This window comes from Klebsiella sp. GG_Kp146 (assembly GCF_040061975.1).
Classification (GTDB): Bacteria; Pseudomonadota; Gammaproteobacteria; order Enterobacterales; family Enterobacteriaceae; genus Klebsiella; species Klebsiella quasipneumoniae.
Genome location: NZ_JBEAHA010000004.1, coordinates 42,887 through 69,431 on the forward strand (window position 1 = coordinate 42,887; position 26,545 = coordinate 69,431).

At 60.6% G+C, this 26,545-nt stretch carries 22 protein-coding genes and 1 riboswitch; of the genes, 10 read left to right on the forward strand and 12 right to left on the reverse strand.

Annotated elements, in window-relative coordinates; genetic code table 11:
• Position 1: 1 nt before the first annotated feature.
• Positions 2 to 99: riboswitch (TPP riboswitch) on the reverse strand.
• Positions 100 to 337: 238 nt separating this feature from the next.
• The gene (locus tag ABLU95_RS06255) at positions 338 to 2,314 is read left to right on the forward strand and encodes an alkyl sulfatase dimerization domain-containing protein (protein ID WP_023290409.1); all 1,977 of its coding nucleotides are present in this window, start codon (positions 338 to 340) and stop codon (positions 2,312 to 2,314) included.
• A 67-nt stretch (positions 2,315 to 2,381) separates the two neighbouring features.
• Here the strand turns inward: ABLU95_RS06255 and ABLU95_RS06260 are convergent, their stop codons facing one another.
• Positions 2,382 to 3,017 (reverse strand): helix-turn-helix domain-containing protein, encoded by a 636-nt coding sequence (locus ABLU95_RS06260; protein ID WP_348879068.1) that lies wholly within the window; start codon positions 3,015 to 3,017, stop codon positions 2,382 to 2,384.
• A gap of 201 nt (positions 3,018 to 3,218) precedes the next feature.
• Here ABLU95_RS06260 and ABLU95_RS06265 point away from each other — a divergent pair, with 201 nt between their 5' ends.
• Entirely contained in the window at positions 3,219 to 5,195 is a 1,977-nt protein-coding gene (locus ABLU95_RS06265) for an alkyl sulfatase dimerization domain-containing protein (RefSeq protein ID WP_023290411.1), read from the forward strand.
• 140 nt (positions 5,196 to 5,335) lie between these two features.
• Positions 5,336 to 5,758: a universal stress protein gene (locus tag ABLU95_RS06270; protein ID WP_023290412.1), complete on the forward strand. Its 423-nt coding sequence runs from the start codon at positions 5,336 to 5,338 to the stop codon at positions 5,756 to 5,758.
• Here ABLU95_RS06270 and ABLU95_RS06275 read toward each other — a convergent pair.
• The gene (locus tag ABLU95_RS06275) at positions 5,755 to 6,669 is read right to left on the reverse strand and encodes a LysR family transcriptional regulator (protein WP_348879070.1); all 915 of its coding nucleotides are present in this window, start codon (positions 6,667 to 6,669) and stop codon (positions 5,755 to 5,757) included. The genes ABLU95_RS06270 and ABLU95_RS06275 overlap by 4 nt on opposite strands.
• 120 nt (positions 6,670 to 6,789) lie before the next feature.
• Here ABLU95_RS06275 and ABLU95_RS06280 point away from each other — a divergent pair, with 120 nt between their 5' ends.
• Both ABLU95_RS06280 and ABLU95_RS06285 read left to right on the forward strand, forming a co-directional pair.
• Entirely contained in the window at positions 6,790 to 8,601 is a 1,812-nt protein-coding gene (locus ABLU95_RS06280; protein WP_348879071.1) for an adenine deaminase C-terminal domain-containing protein, read from the forward strand.
• Between the two features lie 2 nt (positions 8,602 to 8,603).
• Complete coding sequence (locus ABLU95_RS06285; protein ID WP_348879072.1) at positions 8,604 to 9,935, forward strand: NCS2 family permease; 1,332 nt, start codon at positions 8,604 to 8,606, stop codon at positions 9,933 to 9,935.
• On the opposite strand, the gene ABLU95_RS06290 is transcribed toward ABLU95_RS06285, so the two are convergent.
• A complete protein-coding gene (locus ABLU95_RS06290) occupies positions 9,925 to 10,824 on the reverse strand; it encodes a LysR family transcriptional regulator (RefSeq protein ID WP_032453496.1) in 900 nt (299 codons plus the stop codon). The genes ABLU95_RS06285 and ABLU95_RS06290 overlap by 11 nt on opposite strands.
• A 183-nt stretch (positions 10,825 to 11,007) precedes the next feature.
• On the opposite strand from ABLU95_RS06290, the gene ABLU95_RS06295 reads away from it, so the two are divergent.
• Together ABLU95_RS06295 and ABLU95_RS06300 are read left to right on the forward strand one after the other, a co-directional pair.
• Positions 11,008 to 11,325: an RcnB family protein gene (locus ABLU95_RS06295; protein ID WP_004201590.1), complete on the forward strand. Its 318-nt coding sequence runs from the start codon at positions 11,008 to 11,010 to the stop codon at positions 11,323 to 11,325.
• The gene (locus ABLU95_RS06300; protein ID WP_236948274.1) at positions 11,300 to 11,761 is read left to right on the forward strand and encodes a GNAT family N-acetyltransferase; all 462 of its coding nucleotides are present in this window, start codon (positions 11,300 to 11,302) and stop codon (positions 11,759 to 11,761) included. The genes ABLU95_RS06295 and ABLU95_RS06300 overlap by 26 nt, the downstream gene beginning before the upstream one ends.
• Here ABLU95_RS06300 and apbC read toward each other — a convergent pair.
• Positions 11,758 to 12,867, reverse strand: a complete 1,110-nt coding sequence (apbC, locus tag ABLU95_RS06305) for an iron-sulfur cluster carrier protein ApbC (protein ID WP_023290418.1) — start codon at positions 12,865 to 12,867, stop codon at positions 11,758 to 11,760. The genes ABLU95_RS06300 and apbC overlap by 4 nt on opposite strands.
• 153 nt (positions 12,868 to 13,020) lie before the next feature.
• Between apbC and metG the strand changes: the two genes are divergently transcribed.
• The gene (gene metG / locus ABLU95_RS06310; protein ID WP_241516609.1) at positions 13,021 to 15,054 is read left to right on the forward strand and encodes a methionine--tRNA ligase; all 2,034 of its coding nucleotides are present in this window, start codon (positions 13,021 to 13,023) and stop codon (positions 15,052 to 15,054) included.
• Positions 15,055 to 15,164: 110 nt separating this feature from the next.
• Here the strand turns inward: metG and ABLU95_RS06315 are convergent, their stop codons facing one another.
• From ABLU95_RS06315 to ABLU95_RS06325, 3 genes are read right to left on the reverse strand one after another with little or no spacing between them, the layout of a single operon-like run.
• Positions 15,165 to 15,635, reverse strand: a complete 471-nt coding sequence (locus ABLU95_RS06315) for a DUF1456 family protein (RefSeq protein ID WP_023290420.1) — start codon at positions 15,633 to 15,635, stop codon at positions 15,165 to 15,167.
• Positions 15,636 to 15,682: 47 nt separating this feature from the next.
• Positions 15,683 to 16,402 carry a two-component system response regulator BtsR gene (btsR, locus tag ABLU95_RS06320; RefSeq protein WP_023290421.1) on the reverse strand — a complete coding sequence of 240 codons (720 nt, stop codon included), beginning with the start codon at positions 16,400 to 16,402 and terminating at the stop codon, positions 15,683 to 15,685.
• Positions 16,396 to 18,084: a sensor histidine kinase gene (locus tag ABLU95_RS06325; RefSeq protein WP_004189065.1), complete on the reverse strand. Its 1,689-nt coding sequence runs from the start codon at positions 18,082 to 18,084 to the stop codon at positions 16,396 to 16,398. The genes btsR and ABLU95_RS06325 overlap by 7 nt, the downstream gene beginning before the upstream one ends.
• Before the next feature lie 229 nt (positions 18,085 to 18,313).
• Between ABLU95_RS06325 and ABLU95_RS06330 the strand changes: the two genes are divergently transcribed.
• Positions 18,314 to 18,427: a protein YohO gene (locus ABLU95_RS06330; RefSeq protein WP_002912762.1), complete on the forward strand. Its 114-nt coding sequence runs from the start codon at positions 18,314 to 18,316 to the stop codon at positions 18,425 to 18,427.
• Here the strand turns inward: ABLU95_RS06330 and ABLU95_RS06335 are convergent.
• The 5 genes from ABLU95_RS06335 to bglX form a co-directional block, all read right to left on the reverse strand.
• Positions 18,402 to 19,139 (reverse strand): ABC transporter permease, encoded by a 738-nt coding sequence (locus ABLU95_RS06335; RefSeq protein ID WP_080901715.1) that lies wholly within the window; start codon positions 19,137 to 19,139, stop codon positions 18,402 to 18,404. The two genes, ABLU95_RS06330 and ABLU95_RS06335, sit on opposite strands and share 26 nt — an antisense overlap.
• On the reverse strand, positions 19,123 to 20,070 hold the full coding sequence (locus tag ABLU95_RS06340) for an ABC transporter ATP-binding protein (protein ID WP_243806096.1): 948 nt from the start codon (positions 20,068 to 20,070) through the stop codon (positions 19,123 to 19,125). The genes ABLU95_RS06335 and ABLU95_RS06340 overlap by 17 nt, the downstream gene beginning before the upstream one ends.
• The gene (locus ABLU95_RS06345) at positions 20,063 to 21,220 is read right to left on the reverse strand and encodes an ABC transporter permease (protein WP_044524199.1); all 1,158 of its coding nucleotides are present in this window, start codon (positions 21,218 to 21,220) and stop codon (positions 20,063 to 20,065) included. Before ABLU95_RS06345 ends, ABLU95_RS06340 begins: the two co-directional genes overlap by 8 nt.
• Positions 21,221 to 21,227: 7 nt before the next feature.
• Complete coding sequence (locus tag ABLU95_RS06350) at positions 21,228 to 22,145, reverse strand: ABC transporter substrate-binding protein (protein WP_023290425.1); 918 nt, start codon at positions 22,143 to 22,145, stop codon at positions 21,228 to 21,230.
• A gap of 136 nt (positions 22,146 to 22,281) precedes the next feature.
• A complete protein-coding gene (gene bglX, locus ABLU95_RS06355; protein ID WP_348879073.1) occupies positions 22,282 to 24,579 on the reverse strand; it encodes a beta-glucosidase BglX in 2,298 nt (765 codons plus the stop codon).
• 194 nt (positions 24,580 to 24,773) lie between these two features.
• Here bglX and dld point away from each other — a divergent pair, with 194 nt between their 5' ends.
• Positions 24,774 to 26,519, forward strand: coding sequence for a D-lactate dehydrogenase (gene dld, locus ABLU95_RS06360; RefSeq protein WP_065812292.1), 1,746 nt, complete (start codon positions 24,774 to 24,776; stop codon positions 26,517 to 26,519).
• Positions 26,520 to 26,545 lie beyond the last annotated feature (26 nt).

Below are 26,545 nucleotides of genomic sequence, written 5' to 3' on the forward strand. Positions count from 1 at the left end.
ACCCTGCGGTCTCTGACTTCCCTACGCTGGCATTATCCAGATCAGGTGGTACGGGTATTTCTCAGCCTTCATTTAAGAAGGGCACCCCGAGTCATAAAAGCGGTACAACATTTTCCTGAAGCAGGGTACGAAATGTGGCGGTGTAACACAAGCTGACCGGCTTTTTTCCCCGTTCGCCAGCTAATACAAAAGGCGTAATTTCTGATTAAAAATGTGTTTTTTGCAAGCAAAACTGGATGAATGTAAATGTGTGGTTATATTTAAAAAATCCGTAACAAACAGTCACCTGCGTTAAATCGGTAAAACCGAACGAACCATGCAATAAATGAGGATTGCAATGAAATTAACCCCGATAGTGAAAGGGTTAGCGTTAGCGGGCATGTTGAGTAGTCTCGCTTTCGCCGCCTGGGCAGATACGTCAGCCAAAGAGGCAACCGAAGCGACCAAAAAAGCGAACGATGCCCTCTACAACCAACTCCCCTTCTCCGATAACACCGATTTCACCAATGCGCATAAAGGCTTTATTGCCGCCCTGCCGCCAGAAGTCATCAAAGGCGAACAGGGCAATGTCATCTGGGATCCGGGCCAGTACGCCTTCATTAAAGAAGGGGAAAAAGCGCCAGAAACCGTAAACCCGAGCCTGTGGCGCCAGTCGCAGCTGATCAACATCAGCGGCCTGTTTGAAGTCACCGACGGGGTCTACCAGATCCGCAACCTCGATCTCTCCAATATGACAATCATCGAGGGCAAAGAGGGGATCACCGTCGTAGACCCGCTGGTCTCAGCTGAAACCGCCAAAGTCGGCATGGATCTCTACTATAAAAACCGGGGTAAAAAACCGGTCGTCGCGGTGATCTACACCCACAGCCACGTTGACCATTACGGCGGCGTGCGCGGCGTGGTTGATGAAGCCGACGTCAAAGCGGGTAAAGTCAAAATCTACGCGCCGTCCGGATTTATGGAAGCGGCGGTGGCGGAAAATATCATGGCCGGGAACGTCATGAGCCGCCGCGCCAGCTATATGTACGGCAACCTGCTGAAGCCGGACGCTAAAGGCCAGGTGGGCGCGGGCCTGGGGACTACCACCTCGGCAGGCACCGTCACCCTGATTGCGCCAACCAACATCATTGATAAGGATGGCCAGAAAGAGGTGATCGACGGCCTGACCTATGACTTCATGCTGGCGCCAGGCTCCGAAGCGCCGTCAGAAATGCTGTGGTATATCGAAGAGAAGAAATTGATCGAATCCGCAGAGGATGTCACCCACACTCTGCATAACACCTACTCGCTGCGCGGGGCGAAGATCCGTGAGCCGCTGCCGTGGTCGAAATATATCAACCAGGCGATCGTTCGCTGGGGCGATAAGGCTGAGATCATTATGGCCCAGCACCACTGGCCGACCTGGGGCAACGAGAACGTGGTTAACCTGCTGAAGAGTCAGCGTGACCTGTATCGTTACATCAACGACCAGACCCTGCGGATGGCTAACGAAGGCCTGACCCGCGATGAAATCGCCGCTAACTTTAAGTTGCCGGACGGCCTCGCCAATACCTGGGCTAACCGCGGCTACTACGGCTCGGTCAGCCACGATGTGAAGGCCACCTACGTGCTGTATCTCGGCTGGTTCGACGGCAACCCGGCCACCCTTGACGAACTGCCGCCGGAAGAAGCGGCGAAGAAGTTCGTCGAGTACATGGGCGGCGCGGATGCCATCCTGAAGAAAGCGAAAGAGGATTACGACCAGGGTAACTACCGCTGGGTTGCCCAGGTGGTGAGCAAAGTCGTTTTCGCCGACCCTAACAACCAGCAGGCGCGTCATCTGGAAGCCGATGCCCTGGAGCAATTAGGCTATCAGGCGGAGTCCGGCCCGTGGCGTAATTTCTACCTTACCGGCGCCCAGGAACTGCGCAATGGCGTGGTGAAAGGTCCGACCCCGAACACCGCCAGCCCGGACACCGTCCGCGCCATGACCCCGGAAATGTTCTTTGATTATCTGGCGGTCCATATCAATGGCGAAAAAGCGGGCAATGCGAAGTCGGTCTTCAATATCGATCTGGGCAATGACGGCGGTAAATATAAACTGGAACTGGAAAACGGCGTGCTGAACCACACCGCCAATGCGCAAGCCAAAGAGGCGGATGCCACCCTGACGCTGGATCGCGCTACCCTGAATAAAATCATTCTCAAAGAAGAGACCCTGAAGCAGGCGGAAGATAAGGGGGAAGTTAAAATCAGCGGTAACGGGGCCAAACTCGATGAAATGTTAGGCTATATGGACCCGTTTGACTTCTGGTTTAACATCGTGACGCCGTAATGATTCGCTGACAGGCGTCGTGGGTAACAAGACAGAGCATTCTGCCTTGTTACCCTCTCCTGCCCGGTCAGTACTCCGCAGGCAGCGGTCGATCGATAGAGATCAGTTTGCCACGTTTCATCGTGATATATCCCCCCGCCTTTAAGTCCGCCAGCACGCGAAACACATGAGTGCGCGAAAGATTGGTACGCCGGATGATAAATAACGCCAGCCCCTCATTTTCACCCTCATGCGTATGCTGCCGATACAAATAGCGATACAGCATCGGACGAATCGTCTGGTAGCTGGTGACCTGGCGACGTTCATTGTGCAGGTCGATGGTAAAGATACTCATGAACACCAACACCTGCGCCAGCGCCTCGACGCGCTGCGGGTGGGTAGCAATAAAAAGGCCATCAAAAGTGGCATAGGAAATTTTACGCAGCGTCACGGTTGCGCTTCCGGTATATTCAAATTTCGCCAGCGGGCAATACCGCTCCATCAGGCCAATCGGCATATGCTCAATAGTATTACCGATATTCAACCCATCATCCGGCATTAATATGGATAGCGAACCCTCGGTGCAAAAATAAATATACCCCGGTTGCGGGCACCATTTTTTATTGGCGGAGAGAATAACCTCTTCACCTTCCACGAGGATATCGGCAAAAAAGTCGGCTATGGCTAACGCCTTATAATAACTATGTATTTCCTGGAAATTCATTCTCTGCCCTCGCCTGCGCCGTTAGCGACAGTATAGCAGTCCTCGCCTGCTAAAGACGAGGGGATCCTTTGGCGGCGCCGCGCCAGTCCCATATGGGACTATTCAGCGGAATATTAGTCTTTAGAATAAACGACAAGCCATTCACTTTTTAAGCGGGAGATATTTTTTATTTCCGCAAAATAAATTACCTGAGAGGTAGTGATGAAATTAAATCAGATAGCCAAAAATCTGGCGCTGGCCGGAATGTTATCGTCTTTGTCGGTAACCGCCTTTGCCGCCGCGCAACAACAGGATGCCACACCGGCCACGCGGGAGGCGAACCAGGCGCTATACCGTAAACTGCCGTTTGCGGATAAAACCGACTTTAACAACGCCCATCAGGGATTTATCGCGCCCCTGCCGCCGGCGATGCTCAAAGGTGACCAGGGAAATATTATCTGGGATCCGGCCAAATATAATTTCGTCAAAGAGGGCGAAAAGGCGCCGGACACCGTCAATCCTAGCCTGTGGCGACAGTCGCAGCTGCTGAATATCGGCGGTCTGTTCAAAGTCACCGACGGCGTTTACCAGATCCGTAATCTCGATCTTTCCAATATGACCATTATTGAAGGCAAAACCGGGATCACCATCATCGACCCGCTGCTAAGCGCCGAACCGGCTAAAGAGGCTCTGGCGCTCTATTTTGCCCACCGGCCGAAAAAACCGGTGGTGGCGGTGCTGTTTACCCACAGCCATGTGGACCACTACGGCGGTATCCGCGGGGTGGTGGATGAAGCCGATGTCAAAGCCGGAAAAGTGAAGATTTACGCCCCGGACGGCTTTATGAAAGAAGCGGTTTCCGAAAATATCATGGCCGGTACCGCGATGAGCCGCCGCGCCAGCTATATGTATGGCAACCTGCTGAAGCCGGACGCCAAAGGTCAGGTTGGCGCCGGTCTCGGCACCACCACCTCGGCGGGTACCGTCACGCTGATCCCGCCGACCAACTACATTACCCATACCGGTCAGCAGGAAGTGATCGACGGCCTGACCTATGACTTTATGATGGCGCCGGGCTCGGAAGCGCCGTCTGAGATGCTGTGGTATGTCAAAGAGAAGAAAATGATCGAGGCGGCAGAGGATGTCACCCATACCCTGCACAACACCTACTCGCTGCGCGGCGCCAAAATCCGCGATCCGCTGGCGTGGTCGAAATATATCAATGCCGCCATCGACCGCTGGGGCAACGATGCGGAAGTGATTATCGCGCAGCACCACTGGCCGACCTGGGGCAACGATAATATCGTTAAGCTGATGAAAGGTCAGCGCGATATGTATCGCTATATCAACGACCAGACTCTGCGGATGGCGAATTTGGGCATGACCCGCGATGAGATCGCCGCCAACTTCAAGCTGCCGGAGTCCCTTGAGAAACAGTGGTCCAGCCGCGGCTACTACGGTTCCGTCAGCCACGATGTGAAAGCGACCTACGTCTTCTACCTCGGCTGGTTCGACGGCAACCCGGCCACCCTCGACGAGCTGCCGCCAGAGCAGGCGGCGAAGAAGTTCGTGGAATATATGGGCGGCGCCGATGCCATCATGCAGAAAGCCAAAGCCGACTACCAGCAGGGGAACTACCGCTGGGTGGCGCAGGTGACCAGCAAAATCGTCTTCGCCGATCCGAACAATCAGCAGGCGCGTCATCTGGAAGCCGACGCCCTGGAGCAGCTCGGGTATCAGGCGGAAGCCGGGACCTGGCGCAACTTCTACCTCACCGGCGCTCAGGAGCTGCGTAACGGCGTGCAGAAACTGCCGACGCCGAACACCGCCAGTCCGGATACCGTGCGGGCGATGACGCCGGAAATGTTCTTCGATTATCTCGGGGTGCATATCAACGGCGAAAAAGCCGGGGCGGCTAAAGCGGTCTTTAACATCGACCTCGGTAAAGACGGCGGCAAGTACAAACTGGAGCTGGAAAACGGCGTGCTTAACCATACCGCCAATGCGGTAGCCGACAACGCAGACGCCAGCATCTCGCTCAGCCGCGACACCCTGAATAAGATCATCCTGAAACAGGAGACGCTGAAGCAGGCTCAGGCCAACGGCGAGGTTAACATTAGCGGCAATGGCGCTAAGCTCGACGAAATGCTGAGCTACATGGACACCTTTGCCTTCTGGTTCAACATCGTCACCCCGTAAGCGCCACGCGCCCCACGCTCCCCCGCCGCCCGTCAGGCCGCGGGGGAACTTTATCTTCAGACAAACGCGCCGAGGGTTTGCCATCCCCCCGCCCGCGGCTCAAAATACGCTGAGGACAACTTTTTTGCGCGGAGGTATTTATGGCGCTTTATCACCATGCGCTGGTACTGATTAACAGCAGTCAGGACGGCGTCCCGCTGCTCGAGCATGCCGCCAGAATGGCGGAAGAGAACGGCATGCGCATCACTATCGCCCACATCAGCACCGACTACCGGGCGCTGAACTATGTTTCCGACAGCCTGCGCGACGATCAGGTCTCGCAGGAGGTGATCCAGGCCAAAGCCCTGCTCAACGAGCTGGCCTGCACCGTCTCCCTGCCGGTGGATACCCTCTCGCTGGTGACCACCCGCCGCTTTGAAGATGTCGAAACCTGCGTTCGACAGCGGCAGATCGATTTAATTATTGCCGGGCACCATAACCGGCTGCTGGGCGTCCTCTCCTCACACTCGCTGGAGTACATCAACCACTTAACCATAGACGTGCTGATCAAGCACCTGCCCTAGCGCAAGGCGGCCTGCAGCAGGGAAAAACAGGCTTCGATAAGCGGCGGCAGCGCATGCGGCCCGCGCATCAGGGCCACCGTGCGGGTCAACGCCGGCTGCTGCAGCTCGGCGACCTTGAGCGCCGGGTCCTGCAGATGGGTGGTGTACAGCTCCGGTAGTATCGCCACCGCTAAGCGCGATCGCACCAGGCCATACAGGGTTTCGATATAGTCCACCTGGTAGCGGGTGGTCAGCGTCAGTCGATGGCTCTCCACTAATGCCGCCACCAGCCGCTGAATATTGCCCTTCGAGAAGACGGCAATGTCCCGCCCCACCAGCTGTTTCCACGGCAGATGCGCCTGCGCGGCCAGCGGATCGTCGCGGTGCAGTACCGCCACGAAGGGATCGTCGCGCAGCGGATAGACCAGCAGTTCTGCGGGCAGTGAGCTGTCGATCGCCCCGATGCCGAAATCAATCTCGCCGCGCAACAGCGCCTGGATGAGCGCATCGTTGGTCTGATCGTGAAATTCAATACGCAGGCGGGGAAAGGCCTGGGCCAGGGTCTGCGGCAGCAGCGGAAACAGCAGCGAACTGACCGACGGCACCAGGCCGATGCGCACCGTCCCGTCGCCGCCCGCCTCGACGATCTGCTGCATATCGAAAAAGGCCGCCTGCGCCACGCTGAGGATCCGCTGGGCGTGGGGTAAAATCGCCGCCCCCAGTTCAGTCAGGGTGACCGCCGAAGCGGTGCGGTTGACCAGCTTGCCGCCGAGCACCGTTTCAATCTGCCGCAGAGCGCTGCTCAGCGCCGGCTGGCTAATCGCCAGCCGACTGGCGGTATCGGTAAAATGGCGCAGCTGGGCCAGGGTGACGAAATACTGAAGCTGTTTAAGAGAGAGCGCGGGCAGCCGCTGCCAGGGTTCGTTCATCATCGGGTTCGCTACGGTGGTCCTGCACAATAACCCGAGCTTATCGGGTGATAAATTTATTCATCTGGGCAAACGTTTGCTGTGCCCCTAGAGTATCCGCATTATCCTTGTGCCGGAGTGGTTATGTCCAGCAATGCTCAAGTCCGCCGTCGCGCCGTGCAGGCCGCGCGCGGCGAATCCCCGTTTGATCTGCTGCTGGTCGATGCGCAGATCGTCGATATGGCCACGGGCGAAATCCGCCCGGCTGACGTCGGTATCGTCGGCGAGATGATCGCCAGCGTCCACCCGTGCGGCAGCCGCGTCGACGCCCATGAAGTGCGTTCCCTGTCCGGCGGCTACCTGTCGCCCGGCCTGATGGACACCCACGTGCACCTTGAAAGCTCCCACCTGCCGCCCGAGCGCTACGCCGAAATCGTCCTCACCCAGGGCACCACCGCGGTGTTCTGGGATCCGCATGAGCTGGCCAACGTGCTCGGCGTCGAGGGCGTGCGTTACGCGGTAGATGCCAGCCGCCACCTGCCGCTGCAGGTGATGGTCGCCGCGCCGTCGAGCGTGCCCTCCACCCCCGGCCTCGAAATGTCCGGCGCCGATTTCGCCGGCGCGGAAATGGAGACCATGCTCGGCTGGCCGGAAGTGCGCGGCGTGGCGGAAGTGATGGATATGCACGGCGTGCTGCACGGCAGCGAGCGGATGCAGGAGATTGTCCAGGCCGGTCTCAACAGCGGAAAACTGATTGAAGGCCACGCCCGCGGGCTGAGCGGCGCCGACCTGCAGGCCTACCTCGCCGCCGGCGTCACCTCCGATCATGAACTGACCTCGGCGGACGACGCGCTGGAAAAACTGCGCGCCGGGCTGACGATCGAGATCCGCGGCTCGCACCCCTACCTGCTGCCGGATATCGTGGCGGCGTTGAAAACGCTGCCGCACCTCTCCTCGCAGATCACCGTCTGCACCGATGACGTGCCGCCGGATATGCTGCTGGAGAAAGGCGGGATCATCGCCCTGCTCAACCTGCTGATCGAGCATGGATTACCGGCGGTCGATGCGCTGCGTTTCGCCACCCTCAACGCTGCTATTCGCCTGCAGCGCCACGATCTCGGGCTGATTGCCGCCGGGCGACGCGCCGACCTGGTGGTGTTTGATTCCCTGGAGAAGCTGGCGGCCCGCGAAGTCTACGTTGGCGGGGAACGGCTGGCCCATGCCGGCCGCCTGCTGAAGCCGATCGCCCCGGCGCCGGGCGTGACGCCGCCGCGCGATACCTTGCAGATAGCCCCCCTCGCCGCCGATGACTTTATCCTGCGCATCAAGGGCATTCGCCACGGCGTCGCCCGCCTGCGCCATATCCGCGGCGCGCGCTTCACCCAGTGGGGTGAGGTCGAGGTGCAGATCCGCGACGGCCAGGTCCAGCTGCCCGCCGGCTTCAGCCTGATCTGGGTCAAGCACCGCCACGGCCGCCATCAGGCGACGCCGCAAATCGCCCTGCTTGAAGGCTGGGGCGAGCTGCGCGGCGCCATCGCCACCAGCTATTCCCACGATTCACACAATCTGGTGGTGCTCGGGCGCAATGCTGAGGATATGGCGCAGGCGGCCAACCAGCTTATCGCCTCCGGCGGCGGGATGGCGCTGGCGCAACGGGGCGAGATCCTCGCCCATGTGGCGATGCCGATTGCCGGCATGCTGTCGGATCTCCCGGCGGCCGAGCTGGCGCGTCAGTTCCGCGAGCTGCGCGATCTGAGCAGCAAAGTCGCCGACTGGGAGCCGCCGTACCGGGTCTTTAAGGCCATTGAAGGCACCTGTCTTGCCTGTAACGCCGGGCCGCATTTAACCGATTTGGGTCTGACCGACGGCGGCAGCCGCCAGATAGTCGACCCGTTGATAGCCTGCCGGGAAACCCCGGCGCCAACGCCTCACAACAATAATCCTCAGGGAGCCTGAGCATGGCCGATAACACACTTCACTCTTCCGCCCGCAATAACTGGCTGGAGCGCCGCTTTTCGCTGCGCTCGCGCGGCGGCACGCTGCGCAGCGAATGCCTGGCCGGGATCACCGGTTTTCTCGCCGCCGCCTATTTACTGGTGGTCATCCCGGGACTGCTGGCGATCGGCGGAATGGACAAAGGCGCCGCCACCACCGGCACCATTCTGGTCTTCGTCGTCGGCTCGCTGCTGATGGCGTTTTACGCCAACCTGCCGTTTATCGTCGGCCCGGGCATTGGCGGCTCAGTGCTGGTGGGGGTCACGCTGGCCGGTAGCGAGGGGATTGGCTGGCAGACAGGCCTCGGGATCGCCTGCTGGTCGGGGGTTCTCTTCTTCCTGCTGACCCGCTTTGGCCTGCGCGAAGTGGTCACCCGCTCGGTTCCGCAGTCGATCAAGCTGGGGCTGACGGCCTCCATCGGCCTGTTCGTCGCCGTCCTCGGCTTTCGCAACGCCGGGCTGGTGCTCGCCAATGCCAAAACCAACGCCCTGATGCTCGGCGACTTCCTCGCCCCCGGCGCGCTGGTGGCGCTGTGCGGCCTGTTCCTGGCGATAGCCCTGCAGGCGCGTAAGGTGCCGGGCGCCATTTTGTGCGCTACCCTGGTGGGGATCCCGTTCGGCGTCACGAAACTGCCGACGCATTTTATCGATGTCCCCCACTCGCTGGCCCCGGTGCTGGGAGAGGTTGACCTGCTGGGGGCGTTAAACATCGCCTTCCTGCCGTTCCTGTTCGTCTTTTTCGCTTCTGAGTTTTTCTCCACCATGGGGACGACGCTGGCGGTGGGCGGCGAGGCGGGCCTGCTGGATGAAGAAGGCAACATGCCGCAGATTAATCGCCCGTTTATGGTCGATTCGATTGCCGCGGCGCTCGGCCCGTGGGTAGGTATTCCGGCGGCAACGGCGCTGATTGAGTCCTCGGCGGCGGCGGAAGCCGGTGGCAAAACCGGCCTCACCGCGCTGTCGGCGGCGGTGATGTTCCTGCTGATGCTGCTGTTCACGCCGGTGGCGCTGATGATCCCGAAGGAGGCCACCGCCCCGGCGCTGATCCTGATCGGCCTGAACATGTTCAGCGGCCTGCGCAAAGTGGATCTCGGCAACTTCACCGACGGCCTGCCGGTGCTGATGATGGTGATGATCACCCTCATCGCCAACAGCTTCGGCACCGGCATCGCCGGCGGGCTGCTGTTTTACATTGTGATCAAGGCCATCGCCGGCAAGTGGCGGGAAATCCCGATTGGCCTGTGGGTGCTGGCCGTCCCGCTGGTCTACTACTTCGCGACCTTAGTTAGACATTAAGCCCTTCACAATGTGATTTCACCTCTTCATATAACAAACGCACCGCGGCAGAGAGCTGTTTGCGGTGCGGACAAATCAGGTTCAACGGCACCACATCCCCCTGGTAACGCGGCAGCAGGCGCCGCAGGCGGCCCGCCCGCAGATCGTCGCTGACGTCGAGCATCGATTTATAGGCAATGCCCTCCCCGGCCACCGCCAGCCGGCGGATCACCTCCGCGTCATCGCTCATCACCGTGCCGGAGACCTTCTGCTGCAGAACTTCGCCGTCGAGGCTCAGCGACCAGCGGTCGAACGGGCGGCCGCGCAATATGTAGATCAACGCATTGTGCTGGCCAAGCTCCTCAAGGGTCTGCGGCTCGCCGTGGCGGGCGATCCACTCAGGAGAGGCCACCAGCACCCGACGATTTTCCGGCGCCACCGGCAGCGAAATAAACGAGGCGTCATCGTTATTGCCATAGCGAAACGCGACGTCCACCGGATCTTTAAACACGTCGGTCAGCTGGTCGGAAAAGAGCAGGCGCAGGCGCAGCGCCGGGTGGCGTTGCCGAAAGTCGCGGAACAGGGTCAGGAGCAGGTTACGCCCGAGATCCGACGGCACGGCGATCTGCAGCATGCCGCGAATTTCATCGTCCGGGGTCTGGATCTTCTGCAGGCCGGCCTCGAGGGTATCGAGCATCTGGGTGGCATACGGCAGCCAGGTCTCCCCCTCCGGCGTCAGGCGCAGGCTGCGGGTCGAGCGGGCGAACAGGCGAATATTGAGGATCGTCTCCAGACGCTTAATCGCCGCGCTCACCTGCGCCGGTTGCTGCCCCGCCTCGCGCGCGGCGTCGCTAAAACTGCCCAGTGCCGCGGCGCGGACAAATAAGGTCAGATCTTCCAGCCTGAACATGCCGATTCTCCCCTGCTTCAGATTGCTCCCAAAATAGGCATCACCGTCGCTGCAACGCAAGCGGCGCAGGACTTGCGCCGTGTTTTGCTTACACTTTTTAAAAATCCAGTGCTTGCCATTTCAGCAACGCATCAGGAATGATACGAGGCTGCTATTTTGAGTCCAGGTAATATTGAGGAAACTATGCGTAAAACAAAAATGATGCTTCTGGGCGTACTCCTTGCCACCGCCGGCGCCAGCTGGACGGCTTCTGCCGCGGGGATCGATCAGTATGCGCTGAAAGAGTTCACCGCCGACTTCACCCAGTTCCACATTGGCGACACCGTTCCGGCGATGTACCTCACCCCCGAATACAACATCAAAGGGTGGCAGCAGCGTAATCTGCCCGCGCCGGACGCCGGCAGCCACTGGACCTATATGGGCGGTAACTACGTGCTGATCACCGACACCGAAGGCAAAATCCTCAAGGTGTACGATGGCGAGATCTTCTATCATCGCTGATCCGCTTACACTCCGCATCCGCCCCGGCGAACCAGCGGACTCTCCGGCGCTGCGCCAGCTCTTTCTGCGGGCGCGCAGTGTGTCGTGGACCTGGCTTCCCTCCACGACGTGGCGGCTGGAAGATTTCGATGCCGCCACCGCGGATGAACAGCTGTGGGTCGCGGAATACGACGGCCTGCCGGTGGGCTTTGCCGCCGTATGGATCGCCGATAACTTTCTTCACCATCTGTTCGTCGACCCGGACTGGCAGGGCAAACATATCGGCAGCGCGCTGCTGGCGCAGGTCGAACGGACCTTTACCGCCAGCGGGACGCTGAAGTGCCTGATGGAAAATAAAAACGCCCTGCGCTTCTACCAGCGTCACGGCTGGACCATCGAAGCACAGGGCGCCTCGCCCGAGGGCGGATACTGGCTGATGCGCTCGCCGCGGCCTTAAACGGCGCGGAAGGCAATCTCACCCGGGATCACTTCTCCCTGCCAGTACATCTGGGCCGCCACCCGACCCGCCAGCTGGCGGTAGATGTCGGTAAATTCGCTTTCCGGACGCGCCACCACCGTCGGCGTGCCGTTATCCAGATCTTCCCGCAGCGTAATATGCAGCGGCAGCTGGCCCAGCAGCTGGGTGTGGTATTTCTCGGCCAGTTTTTGTGCGCCGCCGGTGCCGAAGATCGGCTCATGGTGCCCGCAGTTGCTGCAGATATGCATGCTCATGTTTTCCACGATCCCCAGCACCGGCACTTCCACTTTTTCGAACATCACGATGCCTTTTTTGGCGTCGATCAGCGCGATATCCTGCGGCGTGGTGACTACCACCGCGCCGGTGACCGGAATGTTCTGCGCCAGCGTCAGCTGGATGTCGCCAGTGCCCGGCGGCATATCCAGCACCAGGTAGTCGAGATCCGGCCACAGGGTCTCCTGCAGCATCTGCATCAGCGCCTTGCTGGCCATCGGCCCGCGCCACACCATGGCGTTGTCGTCGGTCACCAGGTAGCCGATGGAGTTGGTGGCCAGACCGAACTTCATGATCGGCGCCATATGGGTACCGTCCGGCGAGGTCGGGCGGCTGTCTTCCGCGCCAAGCATGGTCGGAATCGACGGGCCGTAGATATCGGCATCCAGAATGCCCACCTTCGCCCCTTCCGCGGCGAGTGCCAGCGCCAGGTTTACGGCAGTAGAAGATTTACCGACGCCGCCTTTCCCGGAGCTGATGGCGATAATGTTCTTCACGCCGTTGATGCCGGGCTGGTTTTTCACGCGCTTGAGGGTCGCGATGCTGTGGGTCAGCTTCCAGTCGATGGCCTTCGCGCCAGTGATGCGCAACAGCTCGGCGCTGCACTGCTCTTTGAGCGCTTCGAAGGCGCTGCTCCAGACGAACGGCATTTGTAGCTCGATATGAACGGTATCGTCCAGCCAGGCGACATGGTGCAGCGCCTTGAGGGTGGTGAGATTATGCTTCAGGGTTGGGTGCTGGAAATTGGCCAGCGTCCCGGCGACCATCGCGCGGAGGCGCTCGGGGGATTTGGCCTGGGATTGCGAATTCATCCCGACTCCTTTGTTGTTTTGAGATGCTTTCAGTAATCACAGAGTTTATCACAGGAAAGGATTATCCATATATGGGCAGCCATTTATGGCGCACCCACAGCCCTTTTGGTAATATCGGAAGCCCTTTTTACAACAGAAGATGTAATGCTCACTATGACTCAAGTCGCGAAGAAAATTCTGGTAACGTGCGCCCTGCCGTACGCCAACGGCTCCATCCACCTCGGCCACATGCTGGAGCACATCCAGGCTGATGTCTGGGTCCGTTACCAGCGAATGCGCGGCCACGAAGTCAACTTCATCTGCGCCGACGACGCCCACGGCACGCCGATCATGCTCAAGGCGCAACAGCTCGGTATCACTCCGGAGCAGATGATTGGCGAGATGAGTCAGGAGCATCAGACCGATTTTGCCGGCTTCGACATCAGCTATGATAACTATCACTCGACGCACAGCGACGAGAACCGCGAGCTGTCGGAGCTTATCTACACCCGTCTGAAAGAGAACGGTTTTATCAAAAACCGCACCATCTCTCAGCTCTACGATCCGGAAAAAGGCATGTTCCTGCCGGACCGCTTTGTGAAAGGCACCTGTCCGAAGTGTAAATCTCCGGACCAGTACGGCGATAACTGCGAAGTGTGCGGCGCGACCTACAGCCCCACCGAACTGATCGACCCGAAATCGGTGGTCTCCGGCGCCACGCCGGTGATGCGTGACTCCGAACACTTCTTCTTCGACCTGCCGTCGTTCAGCGAAATGCTGCAGGCGTGGACCCGCAGCGGCGCGCTGCAGGAGCAGGTGGCGAACAAAATGCAGGAGTGGTTCGAATCCGGCCTGCAGCAGTGGGACATCTCCCGCGATGCGCCGTACTTCGGCTTCGAAATTCCGAACGCGCCGGGCAAATATTTCTACGTCTGGCTGGACGCGCCGATCGGCTACATGGGCTCTTTCAAGAACCTGTGCGACAAGCGCGGCGACACCACCAGCTTCGACGAATACTGGAAGAAAGACTCCACGGCCGAGCTGTATCACTTTATCGGCAAGGACATCGTCTACTTCCACAGCCTGTTCTGGCCGGCGATGCTGGAAGGCAGCCAGTTCCGTAAACCGACCAACCTGTTCGTGCATGGCTACGTGACGGTCAACGGCGCGAAGATGTCTAAGTCGCGCGGCACCTTCATTAAGGCCAGCACCTGGCTGAAGCACTTTGATGCCGACAGCCTGCGCTACTACTACACCGCCAAGCTCTCTTCGCGCATCGATGATATCGACCTCAACCTGGAAGACTTTATCCAGCGCGTTAACGCCGACATCGTCAACAAGGTGGTTAACCTCGCCTCGCGCAACGCCGGCTTTATCAGCAAGCGTTTTGACGGCGTGCTGGCCGCTGAGCTGGCCGACCCGGCGCTGTACAAAACCTTCACCGACGCGGCGGAAAGCATCGGCGAAGCGTGGGACAGCCGCGAGTTCGGTAAGGCCATCCGCGAAATCATGGCCCTCGCCGACGTGGCCAACCGCTATGTCGATGAGCAGGCGCCGTGGGTGGTGGCGAAACAGGAAGGCCGCGACGCCGACCTGCAGGCCATCTGCACCATGGGCCTGAATATGTTCCGCGTGCTGATGACCTGGCTGAAGCCGGTCCTGCCGCAGCTGGCCGCGCGCGCGGAAGCGTTCCTCAACAGCGAGCTGAGCTGGGACGCCATCCAGCAGCCGCTGCTGGCGCATAAGGTCAATCCGTTTAAGGCGCTGTACAACCGCATCGAGATGAAGCAGGTGGAAGCCCTGGTGGAAGCCTCTAAAGAAGAGGTGAAAGCCACCGCGGCGCCGGTCAGCGGCCCGCTGGCGGAGGATCCGATTCAGGAAACCATCACCTTTGACGATTTCGCCAAAGTCGACCTGCGCGTGGCGCTGATTGAAAACGCGGAATTCGTCGAGGGCTCCGACAAGCTGCTGCGCCTGACGCTGGATCTTGGCGGCGAGAAGCGTAACGTCTTCTCCGGCATCCGCTCCGCTTATCCGGATCCGCAGCCGCTGATTGGCCGCCTGACGGTGATGGTCGCCAACCTGGCGCCGCGCAAAATGCGCTTCGGCATCTCGGAAGGGATGGTGATGGCCGCCGGCCCTGGCGGGAAGGATATCTTCCTGTTAAGCCCTGACGACGGCGCGAAGCCCGGTCAGCAGGTGAAATAATAAAAAAGCCGGAGAATATCTCCGGCTTTTTTTTGCCCGGCGGCGCTACCCTTGCACGGGCCGACGGGTTTTGTAGGCCGGGTAAGGCGAAGCCGCCCCCTGGCTAACCATCACGCCTTCGGGTTATGCACCCGCTGGGTCAGGCCGCGCAGGAAATTGCGCAGAAACTGGTCGCCGCACTCGCGGTAGTTTTTGTGGTCAGGCGACCGCATCATGGCGGTCACTTCCGGCACCGAGACGCGGTATTTCTGCTCGCTCATGATCGCCACAATATCATCCGTTTTCAGCGAGAAGGCGATCCGCAGCTTTTTCAGCACCGTATTGTTATTCACCCGGCGCTCCAGCGCCAGCTCCGGCGCCGAATCGTCTTTACCGCGCTTGTCATAGATAAGGCCGTTGAGGAAACCCGACAGGATAATGTCCGGGCAGCGGACAAAACCCTCTTCATCCTCTTTCGTCGTCCAGGTGTCAAAGCTGGCGGAGGTGGATTCCATGTCGGATAGCGCAAGAATGCGCACCATATCGTTATTATTGACTTTCAGGGTGTAGCGCAGGCTACGAAGAATATCATTACTGAGCATGAGTGCCTTTTACTGTCGATGATGCAATGGGGCGCAGTGTAGCAGCTTTACAGGCCAATCGCCTCTTTCAGGCTTTTTAAATAGCGCCGGCTCACCGGCACCGTTTGCCCGGCGCGCATCAGCAGCTCCGCCTGACCATTCTCCTCCAGGCGAATCTCCTTCAGGTGCGCCATATTCACCAGATACTGGCGATGACAGCGCAGCAGCGGCGTGCGGCTCTCAAGGGTGCGCAGGGTCAGCTCGGTAAACCCCTCCTTGCCCTCGCGGTCGGTCACGTAGATCCCGCTCATCCGGCTGCTGACAAAGGCCACATCCTCCATCTGCAGCAGCCAGATACGGCTGTGGCCGGTACAGGGTATGTATTTCAGCGTCTGCCGGGCGTCATCCAGCAGCGACACATCCTGCAGATTACGCTCCTGGCGCAGACGGGCGAGGGTTTTCTCCAGCCGGGCAGCTTCAATCGGCTTGAGCAGATAGTCAAAGGCGTGCTCCTCAAAGGCTTTCACCGCGTATTCATCAAAGGCGGTGAGAAACACGATATAGGGGCGGTGCTCCGGGTCGAGCATCCCGACCATCTCCAGGCCGCTGATGCGCGGCATCTGGATGTCGAGAAACAACACGTCGGGACGCAGCTTATGGACCGCGCCAATCGCCTCCACCGCGTTGCCGCATTCGCCGACGATCTCGATATCGCGCTGAGTCTCCAGCAAAATACGCAGGTTTTCCCGCGCCAGCGGCTCATCATCGACGATCAATACTCTCAGCATGCATTCTCCTCCAGGGGCAAACGTAGGGTGACACGGGTAAAGCGCTCCGGTTCGCAGGTTACGCTGATGCCGCAGTCGGCGCCAAAACGCGCCCGAAGCCGCCTGTCCACCAGATTCATCCCCAGCCCGCTGGCCTGAGGGTTGGCCCGGTACAGCCCGGCGTTATCTTCGATATCCAGCTGCAGCCAGCGATCGTCCTGGCTGGCGCGAATGGTAATTTCGCCGACGCCAAGATGTTGCGATGTGCCATGCTTAATGGCGTTCTCCACGATCGGCTGCAGGGTAAAGGCCGGCAGCTGGTGATGCGCCAGCCCTTCCGGCACCGCCATCTGGATCTGCAGGTTAGCCTGAAAGCGGGCCTTCTCAATCTGCAGGTAGGCGTTAACATGCTCGATCTCATCGGCGAGGGTGACGATTTCTGTCGGCCGCTTCAGGTTCTTGCGAAAGAAGGTCGACAGATACTGCACCAGCTGGCCGGCCTGCTCGCTGTCGCGACGGATCACCGCCTTCAGGGTGTTAAGCGCGTTAAACAGGAAGTGCGGGTTGACCTGGGCATGCAGAAGCTTGATTTCGGATTGCGTCAGCAGCGCCTTCTGCCGCTCGTACTGCCCGGCGAGGATCTGCGCCGACAGCAGCTGGGCAATCCCCTCCCCCAGGGTGCGGTTGATCGAACTGAACAGGCGGTTTTTCGCCTCATACAGTTTGATGGTGCCGATCACCCGCTGGTTCTCGCCGCGCAAGGGGATCACCAGCGTCGACCCCAGCTTACAGTGCGGATGAATTGAGCAGCGGTAGGGCACCTCGTTGCCGTCGGCATACACCACCTCGCCAGTCTCAATCGCCCGTTGCGTATACGAGGAGGAGATAGGTTTGCCCGGCAGGTGATGGTCGTCGCCGATGCCGGTAAACGCCAGCAGCTTGTCGCGGTCGGTGATCGCCACCGCGCCGATATCCAGCTCCTGGATCAGCACCTGGGCCACCTTCATGCTGTTCTCTTCGTTGAACCCCTGACGCAGGATCCCCTCGGTGGACGCCGCCACCTTCAGCGCCGTGGCGGAAAAGGCGGAGGTGTACTTCTCGAACATCGCCCGCTTGTCCAGCAGAATGCGCATAAACAGCGCCGCGCCGACGGTATTGGTCACCATCATCGGCGCGGCAATGCTCTGCACCAGATGCAGGGCGTCCTGGAACGGGCGGGCGATCAGCAGAATAATCATCATCTGCACCAGCTCGGCCACGAAGGTGATCGCCCCGGCGGTCAGCGGGCTAAAGACTTTGTCCGGCCGGCCGCGCTTGACCAGCACGCTGTGCACCAGACCGCCCAGCAGCCCCTCGACGATGGTGGAGACCATGCAGCTTAAGGCGGTCATCCCCCCCAGCGAGTAGCGGTGCAGGCCGCCGGTCAGCCCCACCAGCCCGCCGACCACCGGGCCGCCGAGCAGACCGCCCATCACGGCGCCGATGGCGCGGGTGTTGGCGATAGAGTCTTCGATATGCAGACCAAAATAGGTACCCATAATGCAGAAAATGGAGAAGGTGACGTAGCACAGCAGCTTGTGCGGCAGGCGAACGGTGACTTGCATCAGGGGGATAAACAGTCGGGTTTTGCTCATCAACCACGCGATGACCAAAAATACGCACATCTGCTGAAGCAGCAGCAACACCAGATCAAACTCGTACATACCCGCAAACCACACATTCCTGAAAGCGCGTACCTTACACTGCCTGGCGGAGACTTTCTTTGAAGCCCTGCATAAAAATGAAAAATGACGGGTAGGATCACACTTTTTTGCGGCGCGTGACGCAGCGAAAGCGGCAAAAAGCCCGGCGCGGCGCGCTAAACCGCAATTAATGTTTCATTAACACCTGTGCTTCACCGTATAATCCCCCTGTTAACATCAGGAGCCTATTATGAAGCCAGCGAAAATCGCGGTCGTCACTCTCTTCTTACTTATGGCCATCGGCGGGATCAGCGGCGTGATGCTGGCCGGCTATTCCTTTATTGTACGTGGCGGTGTCGGCTGAGCCAGCGGGCCAGGCGCTCAAATGCGCGGTCGACAATAATCGCCGCCAGCGCCACCAGCAGCGCCCCCTGCACGATATAGGCGGTATTAAACCCGCTCAGGCCGATGATGATCGGCGTCCCAAGCGTATTGGCCCCCACCGTCGAGGCTATCGTCGCGGTACCAATATTGACGATGACCGAGGTGCGGATCCCCGCCAGGATCACCGGGGCCGCCAGCGGCAGCTCCACCTTGCACAGACGCTGCCAGCCGGTCATGCCCATCCCTTCTGCCACTTCTGACACGCCCGACGGTATCGACCCCAGACCGGCCAGAGTCCCTTGCAGCACCGGCAGTATGCCATACAGCGCGAGGGCGATCAGCGCCGGCAGCCAGCCAAAGCCCAGCACCGGCACCGCCATCGCCAGCACCGCCACCGGCGGAAAGGTCTGCCCGATAGCGGCGATGGTCTCCACCAGCGGACGAAACGCGCTGCCCGCGGGCCGGGTGACAGCCACCCCTGCCCCCAGCCCGACAGCGGTCGCCGCGAGGCTGGACGCCGCCACCAGCCAGCCGTGATCGACAGTGAGCGCCCAGAAGCTCTCCTGCTGGTAGACCGGCCGCGGCAGTTCCGGAAACAGCCGGCTGAACAGCGGCGCGCTGTAGGGCAGCCCCGCCAGCAGGCCGATAAACAGCGCGCTAAGCCACCACAGCGGCTCACGAAGCGCCTTCAAGACTCGCCTCCTGGCGCAGCAGATCGGCAAAATGCAGCGTGCCGCAGGGTTGCCCCTCGGCATCCACCACCGGCAGCGCTTCGCAGCGCCGGGCGACAAACTGCGACAGCGCTTCCCGCAGGGTCATGGTGACGGTCAGCCCCTCGCCCGCCAGCCGCTCGTCGGGACGCAGATAGTCCCGCACCTCGCGCAGCGACAGCAGGCGCACGCCCAGCTCGCTGCGGCCAAAAAAGGTTTGCACAAAGCGATTCTCTGGCCGCATGAGCATCTCAAGCGGCGCCCCCTGCTGGACCACCTCGCCGCCGTCCATCAGCACCAGGTGGTCCGCGAGACGCAGCGCTTCGTCAATATCATGGGTCACCAGGACAATCGTCCGCCCCAGCAGGCGATGGATGCGCAGCATCTCCTGCTGCAGCGCCTCACGGGTCACCGGGTCGAGGGCGCCGAAGGGCTCATCCATCAGCAGTACCTCCGGGTCTGCCGCCAGCGCCCGCGCCACCCCGACCCGCTGCTGCTGGCCGCCGGAGAGCTGATGAGGGTAGCGGTCGCGCAGCGTTGCCTCCAGCCCCAGCAGCGCCATCAGCTCGTCGACCCGGTCGGCGATCCTCCCCCGCGGCCATTTTTGCAACTGCGGCACGGTGGCGATATTCTGCGCCACCGTCCAGTGGGGAAACAGGCCGATGGACTGGATGGCATAGCCCATCCGCCGCCGCAGGGTCAGGAGCGGCTGCTGGCGGATGTCTTCGCCGGCAAAGCGAATCATGCCCCGGTCCGGCTCCAGCAGGCGGTTGATCATTTTCAGCGTCGTCGACTTGCCCGAGCCGGAGGTTCCCACCAGCACCGAGAAAGCGCCTTCGCGCAGCTGCAGGGTCAGGTCCTTCACCGCCGGGTGGCCGGCAAACGCTTTGCTGACCCCTTCAAATTCAATCATTGGCCTCTCCTTTCAGCCAGGCGCCCCACAGGGCGAACAGGGCATCCACGACCACCGCCAGGGCAATGGTCGGCACGACCCCGAGCAGTACCAGATCCAGCGCGCTGCTCAGCAGCCCCTGGAACACCAGCGCGCCAAAGCCGCCGGCGCCGATCAGCGCCGCCACCACCGCCATGCCGACGGTTTGCACGCTGACCACCCGCAGGCTGCGCAACAGCACCGGCATCGCCAGCGGGAGCTGTACCTGACGAAAGCGCTGTCCGGCGCTCATGCCCATCGCCGTCGCGCTCTCCAGCGCATCCCGCGGCACCTGCTGCAGGCCGGTCACCACCCCTCGCACCAGCGGCAGCAGCGCATACAACGTCAGGGCGATCAGGGCCGGCGCCACGCCGGTCCCGGAGACGCCCAGCTCGCCCAGCGCCGGGAAATAGCGCGCCAGACCGGCAAGCGGGGCAATCAGCAGGCCGAACAGCGCCACCGACGGGATAGTCTGGATCACATTGAGCACGGTGAAGGCCGGCGCCTGCCAGCGCGGACGCCGCCAGAGCCATACCCCCAGCGGCAGGCCAATGATCAGGCCCGGCAGCAGGGTGCCAAACAGCAGAAGCAGATGCTGGCGCAGGGCGTCGTCAAACACCTCCTGGCGGTTGGCATACTCCTTCAGCAGCGAGAGCTGATCGAGCGCCCCGGCGGCGAGCAGGATGATGGGCAGAAGCCAGACTTGCGCATTGAGCAGCCAGCGCCACAGCGGCCGGGCGGTAAGATGACGAATGGCCTCGCTGGCCAGCAGCAGGCAGAGCGCCAGCGACAGCCACAAACCGCTGCCGGGCGAGGTGCGCGCCAGCGGCGAGCCGTGCCGGGAGAGCTCAATCGCCGCCTGGCCGCTGCCCCAGATAAGCAGCGGGAAGAGCAGTTCGGCCAGCAGCAGATGGAGAAGCGGCGCAACCCTGCCCGGCAGCCAGCAGAGCAGGATCCCGGCGAGGGCTGCCGCCAGCTGAACGCCGGCGAGCCAGGGCATCACCTGCCACAGCCCGCGCCCTTCCCCGGAGAGTAAGCGATTCGGCGCGTAAGCGATAAACGGCAGCGCCAGCGTAACCAGCAGCAGGCCTGTCAGCAGCAGGCCGACGCGGTGAGTACAGCGAATGGTCACCGGTGGCTTACTTCAGCAGGCCTTTCTGCTGCAGATAATCTGCCGCCACGCGCTTCGCATCCTGGCCTTCCACCGCGATGCGGGCGTTGAGCTGCTGCAGGGTCTTTTCATCGAGGCTGGCGAAGACCGGCTTCAGCCAGTCGGCGATCTGCGGGTAGGCTTTAAGCACCGCCTCGCGCACCACCGGCGTCGGGGCGTAAATCGGCTGCACGCCCTGCGGGTCGCTCAGCGTCTGTAACCCCAGAGCCGCCACCGGGCCGTCGGTGCCGTAGGCCATCGCCGCGTTGACGCCGGAGGTCTGCTGCGCCGCCGCTTTGATGGTCACCGCCGTATCGCCTCCGGCCAGCGACAGCAGCTGGTTCTGGTTGAGTTTGAAGTCATACGCTTTTTCAAACGCCGGCAGCGCGTCCGGGCGTTCAATAAACTCCGCCGAAGCCGCCAGCTTAAATTCGCCGCCCTGCTGCAGATAGCGGCTGAGGTCGGCCAGCGAGGTCAGATGATTTTTCTCCGCCAGCTCCTGGCGCACGGCGATGGTCCAGGTGTTGTTAGCCGGCGCCGGGGTGAGCCATACCAGCTGATGTTTCTCCTGATCCAGGCGTTTCACCTTCTCATAGCCCTGCCGGGCATTCTTCCATGCCGGGTCATTTTCATCTTTAAAGAAGAAAGCGCCATTGCCGGTATACTCCGGGTAGATATCCAGCTCGCCGGCGACAATCGCCCCGCGCACCACCGGCGTGGTACCGAGCTGGATTTTATTAATCGTTTTGACGCCGTGGTTTTCCAGCACCTGCTGGATCATATTGCCCAGCAGCGCCCCTTCGGTATCAATTTTCGAGCCGACCTTCACCGGCTCCGCCGCCTGCAGCGGCACACTTATCAGGGCGGCCAGCGCCAGCGCGCCGGACCATTTCGTCGCCATCTTCATCCCGCTTCCCTCAGTTCTTTTGCGCTTCGCTTACAGAAGCTTAAGAGAAAAGCGTAGTCCATTTGCCAGCGATACGAAAAAGAAAAGGCCGATTAATCGGCCTTTAACGTGTGACGTTGGGCTTAAGGGCTCTGCCTTACAACAGCTCAAACTCGCTCTGCTTCACGCGGGCGGAGTCCACGCCGATAAAGACATTGAATTTGCCCGGCTCAGCGACGTATTTCATCTGCTGGTTCCAGAACTTCAGCCCGTCGACGTCGATCGGGAAGCTGACGGTTTGCGTTTCACCCGGCTTGAGGGTGACCTTTTTAAAGCCGCGCAGCATTTTCACCGGCCGGCTCATGGAGGCGGTGACGTCCTGCAGATACAGCTGAATGACCGTCGCCCCTTCGCGTTTGCCGGTGTTGGTCACCTGCACGCTGGCGGTCACGCTGCCGTCGCGCGGCAGGGTGGCCGACGACATGGTGACATCGGAGACGCTAAAGGTGGTGTAGCTCAGGCCGTAGCCAAACGGGTACAGCGGGCCGTTGGCCTCATCGAAGTAACGCGAGGTGTACTTGTTCGGCTTCTCCGGATTATACGGCCGACCGGTATTCAGATGGCTGTAGTAGGTTGGGATCTGCCCCACCGAGCGCGGGAAGGACATCGGCAGCTTGCCCGACGGGTTATAGTCGCCAAACAGCACGTCGGCGATGGCATGCCCGCCTTCGGTGCCGGCAAACCAGGTCTCCAGCAGCGCATCGGCTTGCTGATCCTCTTTCACCAGCGCCAGCGGACGGCCGTTCATCAGCACCAGCACCAGCGGTTTGCCGGTGGCTTTGAGGGCGGCAATCAGATTGCGCTGGCTCTGCGGCAGGGTGATGTCGGTCCGGCTGGAGGCCTCATGGGCCATCCCCTGCGCCTCGCCCACTACGGCGACCACCACGTCGGCTTGCTTCGCCGCCGCGACGGCTTCGTCGATCATTTCCTGCGGCGAGCGCGGGTCAACCTGCACTGCTTTCTCATACAGATTGAGGAAATCAACAATGCCTTTGTCGTCGGTAACGTTCGCCCCTTTGGCGTAAATCACTTTGCCGTTATCGCCCAGCGCTTCTTTGATGCCGGTCAGGACGGTCACCGACTGATCGGCCACGCCCGCCGCCGACCAGCTGCCCATCATGTCGCGTTTGCTGTCCGCCAGCGCGCCCACCACCGCGATAGTGCCGGATTTTTTCAGCGGCAGCGTATCGAGACGGTTTTTCAGCAGCACCAGGCTCTCGCGGGCCACTTCGCGCGCCTCTTTACGATGCAGACGGCTTTCCGCGTTGGTGTCCTGCGGGTCAGAATCTTTTGGTCCCAGGTGGCTGTACGGATCGTTGAACAGCCCCATGTCATATTTGACGTTGAGCACGTGACGGGTGGCGTCATCCAGCTCAGCCATGGTCACCTTGCCGGATTTCACCAGCCCCGGCAGGTATTTGCTGTAATACTCGTCGCTCATGCTCATGTTGATGCCGGACTTCAGCGCCACGCGCACCGCGTCTTCCGGGTCGGAGGCCACGCCATGCTTGATCAGCTCTTTGATGGCGCCGTGGTCGGAAACCGTGATGCCTTTAAAGCCCCACTGGTCGCGCAGGACATCTTTCAGCAGCCAGGAATCGGCGGTCGCCGGGGTGCCGTTCAGCGAATTCAGGGCCACCATCACCGCGCCGCTGCCGGCATCGAGTCCGGCTTTATACGGCGGCATATAGTCGTTGAACAGACGCTGCGGGCTCATGTCGACCGTGTTGTACTCTTTCCCGCCCTCCACCGCGCCGTAGGCGGCGAAGTGCTTGACGCTGGTCATCACCGAATAGCGGTCAGCCGGGCTCTTGCCCTGCATCGACTCCACCATCGCCTGGCCCATCATCGTGGTCAGATACGTGTCTTCCCCGAAGCCTTCGGAAGCGCGTCCCCAGCGCGGGTCGCGGGAGACGTCGACCATCGGCGCCCAGGTCATGTTCAGCCCATCATCGGCGGCTTCATAAGCTGACACGCGGCCCACGGTTTTCACCGCGTCGAGGTTAAACGACGAGGCCAGACCGAGGCTTATCGGGAAGACAGTGCGCTGGCCGTGCAGCACATCGTAGGCAAAGAACAGCGGGATCTTCAGGCGGCTAAGCTGCATCACCTGATCCTGCATAACGCGGATATCCGGACGGGTGACGGTGTTAAAAATCGCTCCCACCTGGCCTGCTTTGATCATCTCGCGGATCGCTTCTTTCGGGTTATCCGGGCCGACGCTTATCAGACGCAGCTGGCCGATTTTCTCGTCCACGGTCATTTTTTTCAGCAGGTCGGTAACAAAGGCATCCCGCGCCTGCGGGGTCAGGGGGTGGTTACCAAACAGTTCATCCGCCAGCGCGGGTTGCAGCGCCAGACTCACGGCGACGCCTACAGTGCAGAGCCATTTCATTGTTATCTCGCTTTTTCTCAGACGGGGACTTGGTAAAACATAATAAAAACCGCAGTTTGCCATATATATAAACAACGCGCCCGCAGAATGCTAAGGTTCTTCTCTGATTTTTGCGAAACATTCATGCATCAAATTGTCATACAAAGCGCTATGCTTATCCTCGATATTTCGCGCACCACCACAAGGAGTGGAACATGTCATCTGCACCCACTAACACCCATAAAACGTTTCTGGCTGACCTGGCGCGCCTGGTTGGCCCTGCGCATCTGCTGACCGACCCGGCAAAAACCCAGCGCTACCGCAAAGGCTTCCGCTCCGGCCAGGGCGAAGCGCTGGCGGTTGTCTTTCCCGGCACCCTGCTGGAACTCTGGCGCGTGCTCAACGCCTGCGTCGACGCCGATAAAATCATTTTGATGCAGGCGGCCAACACCGGCCTGACCGAAGGCTCTACCCCCAACGGCAATGATTACGATCGCGAGATCGTGATTATCAGCACCCTGCGCCTGGATAAGCTGCATCTGCTGGACAAAGGCGAGCAGGTGCTGGCCTGGCCCGGCACCACTCTCTATTCACTGGAAAAAGCGCTGAAACCGCTGGGGCGCGAGCCGCACTCGGTGATCGGCTCATCGTGCATCGGCGCGTCGGTGATCGGCGGGATCTGCAACAATTCCGGCGGCTCCCTGGTGCAGCGCGGGCCAGCCTATACCGAGATGTCGCTGTTCGCGCAGATTGACGCCGACGGTAAGCTAAAGCTGGTCAACCATCTGGGCATCGATCTCGGCAGTACGCCGGAGCAGATCCTCAGCCGACTCGACGACGAGCGGATCAGCGATAGCGATGTGCTGCACGACGGCCGCCACGCCCACGATCACGACTATGTTACCCGCGTGCGCGATGTCGATGCCGACACCCCGGCGCGCTACAACGCCGACCCGGACCGCCTGTTCGAATCCTCCGGCTGCGCCGGTAAACTGGCGGTTTTCGCCGCGCGTCTCGATACCTTCCCGGCGGAGAAGCGCCAGCAGGTGTTTTACATTGGCACCAATCAGCCGCAGGTATTGACCGAGATCCGCCGCCATATCCTCGCCGAGTTCCAGCATCTGCCGGTGGCCGGGGAATATATGCACCGCGATATTTACGATATCGCCGAGAAGTATGGCAAAGACACCTTCCTGATGATCGACAAGCTCGGCACCGACAAAATGCCGTTCTTCTTCACCATGAAGGGGCGCACCGACGCGATGCTGGAGAAAGTGTCGCTGTTTAAGCCGCACTTTACCGACCGCTTTATGCAGAAGCTCGGCCACGTCTTCCCGGCGCATTTACCGGAGCGGATGAAAACCTGGCGCGACAAATATGAACACCATCTGCTGCTGAAGATGGCCGGCGACGGCATCGAAGAAGCGCAGCGCTGGCTGACGGCGTACTTCCAACAGGCCGAGGGGGAGTTCTTCGCCTGCACGCCGGAGGAAGGCAGCAAAGCGTTCCTCCATCGCTTTGCCGCCGCGGGCGCGGCGATCCGCTATCAGGCGGTGCATGCTGACGAGGTGGAAGATATTCTGGCGCTGGATATCGCCCTGCGCCGCAACGATACCGAGTGGTTCGAACATCTGCCGCCGGAAATCGACAGCCAGCTGGTGCATAAGCTCTACTATGGCCACTTTATGTGCCATGTATTCCATCAGGATTACATCGTCAAGAAAGGGGTCGACGCCCATGCGCTGAAGGAGCAGATGTTGGCGTTGCTGAAAGCCCGCGGCGCCCAGTACCCGGCGGAGCATAACGTGGGTCATCTGTATGAAGCGCCGGAGAGCCTGCAGCAGTTCTATCGCCAGAACGATCCGACCAACAGCATGAACCCGGGGATCGGCAAAACCAGCAAGCAGAAATACTGGGGTGAAGCGGCCCCGGCGCCAGTCTCCCCGACAGATCCGCAATAATCGGCGGCAGGACTATTCAGCCTGGC

Excerpts from the sequence above, each read along its gene's own strand:
- apbC (WP_023290418.1), bottom strand. The coding sequence starts at position 12,867 with ATGAATTCGCAATCCCAGGCCAAATCCCCCGAGCGCCTCCGCGCGATG.
- ABLU95_RS06295 (WP_004201590.1), top strand. The coding sequence starts at position 11,008 with ATGCGTAAAACAAAAATGATGCTTCTGGGCGTACTCCTTGCCACCGCC.
- ABLU95_RS06300 (WP_236948274.1), top strand. The coding sequence starts at position 11,300 with ATGGCGAGATCTTCTATCATCGCTGATCCGCTTACACTCCGCATCCGC.
- btsR (WP_023290421.1), bottom strand. The coding sequence starts at position 16,402 with ATGCTGAGAGTATTGATCGTCGATGATGAGCCGCTGGCGCGGGAAAAC.
- ABLU95_RS06325 (WP_004189065.1), bottom strand. The coding sequence starts at position 18,084 with ATGTACGAGTTTGATCTGGTGTTGCTGCTGCTTCAGCAGATGTGCGTA.
- ABLU95_RS06265 (WP_023290411.1), top strand. The coding sequence starts at position 3,219 with ATGAAATTAAATCAGATAGCCAAAAATCTGGCGCTGGCCGGAATGTTA.
- dld (WP_065812292.1), top strand. The coding sequence starts at position 24,774 with ATGTCATCTGCACCCACTAACACCCATAAAACGTTTCTGGCTGACCTG.
- bglX (WP_348879073.1), bottom strand. The coding sequence starts at position 24,579 with ATGAAATGGCTCTGCACTGTAGGCGTCGCCGTGAGTCTGGCGCTGCAA.
- ABLU95_RS06280 (WP_348879071.1), top strand. The coding sequence starts at position 6,790 with ATGTCCAGCAATGCTCAAGTCCGCCGTCGCGCCGTGCAGGCCGCGCGC.
- ABLU95_RS06285 (WP_348879072.1), top strand. The coding sequence starts at position 8,604 with ATGGCCGATAACACACTTCACTCTTCCGCCCGCAATAACTGGCTGGAG.
- metG (WP_241516609.1), top strand. The coding sequence starts at position 13,021 with ATGACTCAAGTCGCGAAGAAAATTCTGGTAACGTGCGCCCTGCCGTAC.
- ABLU95_RS06290 (WP_032453496.1), bottom strand. The coding sequence starts at position 10,824 with ATGTTCAGGCTGGAAGATCTGACCTTATTTGTCCGCGCCGCGGCACTG.
- ABLU95_RS06260 (WP_348879068.1), bottom strand. The coding sequence starts at position 3,017 with ATGAATTTCCAGGAAATACATAGTTATTATAAGGCGTTAGCCATAGCC.
- ABLU95_RS06350 (WP_023290425.1), bottom strand. The coding sequence starts at position 22,145 with ATGAAGATGGCGACGAAATGGTCCGGCGCGCTGGCGCTGGCCGCCCTG.
- ABLU95_RS06255 (WP_023290409.1), top strand. The coding sequence starts at position 338 with ATGAAATTAACCCCGATAGTGAAAGGGTTAGCGTTAGCGGGCATGTTG.
- ABLU95_RS06270 (WP_023290412.1), top strand. The coding sequence starts at position 5,336 with ATGGCGCTTTATCACCATGCGCTGGTACTGATTAACAGCAGTCAGGAC.
- ABLU95_RS06330 (WP_002912762.1), top strand. The coding sequence starts at position 18,314 with ATGAAGCCAGCGAAAATCGCGGTCGTCACTCTCTTCTTACTTATGGCC.
- ABLU95_RS06315 (WP_023290420.1), bottom strand. The coding sequence starts at position 15,635 with ATGCTCAGTAATGATATTCTTCGTAGCCTGCGCTACACCCTGAAAGTC.
- ABLU95_RS06275 (WP_348879070.1), bottom strand. The coding sequence starts at position 6,669 with ATGATGAACGAACCCTGGCAGCGGCTGCCCGCGCTCTCTCTTAAACAG.
- ABLU95_RS06340 (WP_243806096.1), bottom strand. The coding sequence starts at position 20,070 with ATGATTGAATTTGAAGGGGTCAGCAAAGCGTTTGCCGGCCACCCGGCG.